The organism is Psychrobacter sp. (assembly GCF_036731945.1).
Taxonomy (GTDB): Bacteria; Pseudomonadota; Gammaproteobacteria; order Pseudomonadales; family Moraxellaceae; genus Psychrobacter.
Genome location: NZ_DAINDI010000121.1, coordinates 1 through 3,724, shown reverse-complemented (window position 1 = coordinate 3,724; position 3,724 = coordinate 1). Strand labels below are relative to the sequence as shown.

The 3,724-nt window shown below is 42.6% G+C and carries 10 protein-coding genes; 5 read left to right on the top strand and 5 right to left on the bottom strand.

The features are described from left to right. The 5 genes from V7D75_RS14435 to V7D75_RS14415 form a co-directional block, all read right to left on the bottom strand. Nucleotides 1–634, bottom strand: a 634-nt coding sequence (locus V7D75_RS14435; RefSeq protein WP_333615124.1) for a hypothetical protein, incomplete at its 3' end; no start/stop codon positions are given. After that, nucleotides 631–840 (bottom strand): hypothetical protein, encoded by a 210-nt coding sequence (locus V7D75_RS14430; RefSeq protein ID WP_333615123.1) that lies wholly within the window; start codon nt 838–840, stop codon nt 631–633. The genes V7D75_RS14435 and V7D75_RS14430, both read right to left, overlap by 4 nt. A gap of 31 nt (nt 841–871) precedes the next feature. Further along, nucleotides 872–1,057 (bottom strand): hypothetical protein, encoded by a 186-nt coding sequence (locus tag V7D75_RS14425; RefSeq protein WP_333615122.1) that lies wholly within the window; start codon nt 1,055–1,057, stop codon nt 872–874. Between the two features lie 30 nt (nt 1,058–1,087). Further along, complete coding sequence (locus tag V7D75_RS14420; RefSeq protein WP_333615121.1) at nt 1,088–1,288, bottom strand: hypothetical protein; 201 nt, start codon at nt 1,286–1,288, stop codon at nt 1,088–1,090. A 31-nt stretch (nt 1,289–1,319) separates the two neighbouring features. Then, entirely contained in the window at nt 1,320–1,571 is a 252-nt protein-coding gene (locus tag V7D75_RS14415) for a hypothetical protein (protein WP_333615120.1), read from the bottom strand. A gap of 149 nt (nt 1,572–1,720) precedes the next feature. Between V7D75_RS14415 and V7D75_RS14410 the strand changes: the two genes are divergently transcribed. The 5 genes from V7D75_RS14410 to V7D75_RS14390 all read left to right on the top strand — a co-directional run bounded on the left by V7D75_RS14410 (nt 1,721) and on the right by V7D75_RS14390 (nt 3,646). Next, nucleotides 1,721–2,413, top strand: a complete 693-nt coding sequence (locus V7D75_RS14410) for a S24 family peptidase (RefSeq protein WP_333615119.1) — start codon at nt 1,721–1,723, stop codon at nt 2,411–2,413. A 301-nt stretch (nt 2,414–2,714) separates the two neighbouring features. Further along, nucleotides 2,715–2,969 carry a hypothetical protein gene (locus V7D75_RS14405; RefSeq protein WP_333615118.1) on the top strand — a complete coding sequence of 85 codons (255 nt, stop codon included), beginning with the start codon at nt 2,715–2,717 and terminating at the stop codon, nt 2,967–2,969. Beyond that, on the top strand, nt 2,966–3,193 hold the full coding sequence (locus V7D75_RS14400) for a hypothetical protein (RefSeq protein WP_333615117.1): 228 nt from the start codon (nt 2,966–2,968) through the stop codon (nt 3,191–3,193). The genes V7D75_RS14405 and V7D75_RS14400 overlap by 4 nt, the downstream gene beginning before the upstream one ends. A gap of 47 nt (nt 3,194–3,240) precedes the next feature. Further along, complete coding sequence (locus V7D75_RS14395; RefSeq protein WP_333615116.1) at nt 3,241–3,369, top strand: hypothetical protein; 129 nt, start codon at nt 3,241–3,243, stop codon at nt 3,367–3,369. A 10-nt stretch (nt 3,370–3,379) separates the two neighbouring features. Continuing rightward, complete coding sequence (locus V7D75_RS14390) at nt 3,380–3,646, top strand: hypothetical protein (RefSeq protein WP_333615115.1); 267 nt, start codon at nt 3,380–3,382, stop codon at nt 3,644–3,646. The last annotated feature ends 78 nt before the right edge of the window (nt 3,647–3,724 follow it).

Genomic DNA, 3,724 nt, shown 5'->3' with positions numbered 1-3,724 from the left:
CACTGATAGGCTCTGGCAACTCATAGCGCTCAAAGTCATCTAAGACAAAGTAAGAAGTGTTGCTTCTGAATCGCTGTATGCGTGCAATGACCAGTCCTTTCACGCGGCCAATCCAGCGAATATCGGTGTACTGCGTTTGATACTCTGCATAGCCACCTTCGCACCGCTTTTGCGGTATCTGCTCAATCTTACCGCCTGATTTAAGCGTGCTTATCATAGCCACACGTCTTTCGATTGCTGCTGCTTGATCAAACGCCGCTTTACTGCTATTGCGTTTTGCGTACTTACGCTTTGGCGCTGCTGCTGGTCTGACTGTTTTGCTTTTAACCGCTTTAGATAGCACTGGCGTACGCTCTCTTTTTTGACGATGAATAGCAGTACCATCCGCCAAACGTGCCTGCGCCTCACGGTACTCAGCTTGCGCTCTTGCCTCTGCTTCTCTGCGTTTCTGTCCTTGGAGAGCTACAAATAGCTGATCGTTAGTACGCTGAATTTTGCGCTTTGGTGCATCAGGCGCATCAAGGTCAGTTGCGCCCACTTCTTCTAAGTATTCAGCTACCGCTGATTGCCAGTCGGGATTAACTGGTTTTGGATAATTGCTAATATCTGAAAATATCTGCTCTCTTAACATCACTTACCCCACATTCTGTATAACGTTGTCAGCACGAGTAATGCCGCTGCTACGTGAACCAATATATAAACGACTTTCCAAAACGCCTTGTCGTCTGCCTTTTTATCGCTTTCTTCTTGCGAGCAATCACTGACCGCTTCACTTGCCAGCACTGCTTGGCGTTCGCGCTCTTGTTCGCAAGCAAATAAGTTTCTATCCGTTGATTTCACCTTTGTCTCCTTTTCGGTGCCTTAAAAACACCTATTTGATAATCTGGATTGGTTCAGGATTTTGAATGCGTTTGCGAATATCGTCTTTGGACTTCTTGACGAACTGGTTGGCGGCGTGGGCCGTAAACTCTTCTACGGTCATTCCCTTTTGTGCTGCCGCCCATCGCAACTGCTTCATTTCCTCATCGTTTTTAAATTCCGTTTCTATATCAGGCATAGACCTCCCCTTGTGGTAACCGAAAAACGCCTAAACTGCGTCTTCATAATCGGTTAGGTTTCGTTCAAACTCAGCTTTAATCTCAGCGACAAGCTTCATCGTTGCTTTACGGACTAGCGTGCTTTTTTGCAGACCAGTCAGACCAGTGACGCGGATTAAATCCTCGTACTCGTCGTCACTGAAACGCGCATTGATACGGTTGTCTTTGATGTGTTTCGGGTCGTCGTACATGGGTTGGCACTCCTTTTGCTATCAATATTTATTAGGCGTAATCAGCATCTTTAAGCTTGATGAAATCTACATAATCCGGAAAATCATCTAATGATTTTTTGTCGATGCAGATATGCTCATGAAGACTTTGGATTCTCTCAACCGTCTGCCAACCAGAACTTTTGAATAGCTGGCGCTGGATTCGAGAAACACTCGATTGATTAGCCCCGACTTTCAAGCTGATATCTTTTTGACTGATACCCGCTGCTTCGAGATTTTCTAGGCATGTATGAGGAGGTAGCATTAGTGGATTCTCTTTTTTATATCAATATGGTTATTATAATGCGTATTAGCATTAAATCAACCACTTTCGCATGGCGCTGTTAAAGGTATGCGTAAACGCATAAAATAAGCAGTACTAAATAATTTTAGCCAATCAATCGTGGGGTTCGCATGAGCACTCTAATTAAGAACTTGGATCACCTGATTCATAAGCACAGAACTAATGCCACCCAGCTTCAAGAGGACATCAATGTTCCTCAGACAACAACGTCAAGAATACTGAACGGCACAACTGCTAATCCAAGTGACAGAACATTGAAGAAATACGCCGACCACTTTAAGGTGACGGTTGCTGATTTGAGATACAGTGATTTAACGAATGATAAAAACAAGGATCTGTTAGCGCCTATCGTTAACAGCAATGCAGTGCGCGTGAGAGACGGAGGGAGAGACTTGATACAGATACCGATTTATAGCACCATTTTTTGTTGCGGTGACGGCAATAAGGACTTTGGGTTTGAGGAAATAAAGGGCTATAGGGATTTTGATGAGGAGTTTTTTAGGAAGGCAGGCGTGAGGCCTGAAGACTTTAAGCTTGTCTGCGCTGGGAATGACAGCATGTCGCCCTATATAAATGACAAAGATGAGGTTGGTATTATACTTAGTGACAAAGAGCTTAAAGATGGTCAGGTTTATGCCTTACTGCTAGATGGTGACCGTATGTTTAAACAAGTCTTTTTAGAAGGCGGCGGGAATCTGCGATTACATAGTTTTAATGACCGATACCCCGATAAAATAATTACAAAAGAGAATCACGAAAGCTTAATCATTGTTGGGCGACAATACTTTAGAGCTGGAAGCTAGTCACCAAACACTATAAAAAATAAATAAGATAAAAAAAGCCACTCGATTGAGTGGCTTTTTTTATGCGTTCGCTCATGCGTTATTGCATCATTTGCATATTTTAATGCAAAAGTACTTGCATTTATAAATGCGCCTACGCATAATAGGCGTATCAAAACGGCAACCGCCCTGCGAGCAATCGCTAAAACTATTTAAAAACTCAATGCAAAAATTTAGCTAATAAAAAATAGCCATTCATTTTAGACGGATGGCTATGACGTATTAACTAACGGTCTATGACCACTACTACGGAGATAAAAGCATGGCATGTAAATGTATTGATGAATTACCTGCAAAGATTATGGCTCATTGCAATCAGCAAAAAGAGTATCAAGCCAAACCAGTACTAGACGCCTCTTTTAAAGACATTGTGTTCCCGATAATAAACGGTGAGATGTTCGATGCGCTAAAAGCGGATGTGTTACTCATCGTAGATGGGCGACGAACACCAAAGAAAACAACTATGACGTTCGTTTACTGCCCTTTCTGCGGCGTGAAGTATCAGGAGGACGTATGAGCGAAGAAATGATAATCAAAAAGCTGTCAGATGGTGCGACTGTCAAGATTGGTCATCGTCAATCAAAGAAAGTAAGTACGAATTTTAAGACTGGCAGTTCACGTACAAGCCGCATTGACCACTATGAGTTTATCACTGAGTCAAACGGTAACCGAAAGGTGACAGCGATACCCAAGCGATTATATGTTGCGCTACTAGCGTTTGAGATTGACCCAAAATTTTAAGGTGATTTAGGAGTGAAGAGACAAGTAATTCTGGAGGAATCGAGCAAATGGACCTCATGCTTGCAACTGGTGCTCTTGAGATGGTTATCGAGATAGGGATTTCAAAAGGACACCCTATGGAAGATGAAAAACTAGCGCTTGGTCGCTTAAAAGCCGCACTCGGCGTAACAGTATAAGGATAAGGATATGAGCGAATTAAGAGATATGAACAACAGAATCAGATTATCAATTGATGATGTGAACATCATCAACGATGACGAAACATTAATCGAAATGAAAGACCGTGAGTGCTCAATTGCGGTTATTGAATATCCAGATGGATATGACGCAGGTGATGAATTAGATATCGAAGTCTATTGGGGTTGCGATAACTACAAGATACCAGCTAGCGCTTTGAGACTCGGCTCTCAACTACTAGAAATCGCTGAGTTTAAAGGTCTAATTAACACCTAGTTATTACAACATAGCCGATTGGTTCGCCAGTCGTCTATCTCGTAACAACTCCCTCAATAACATAAGGACCATCTTATG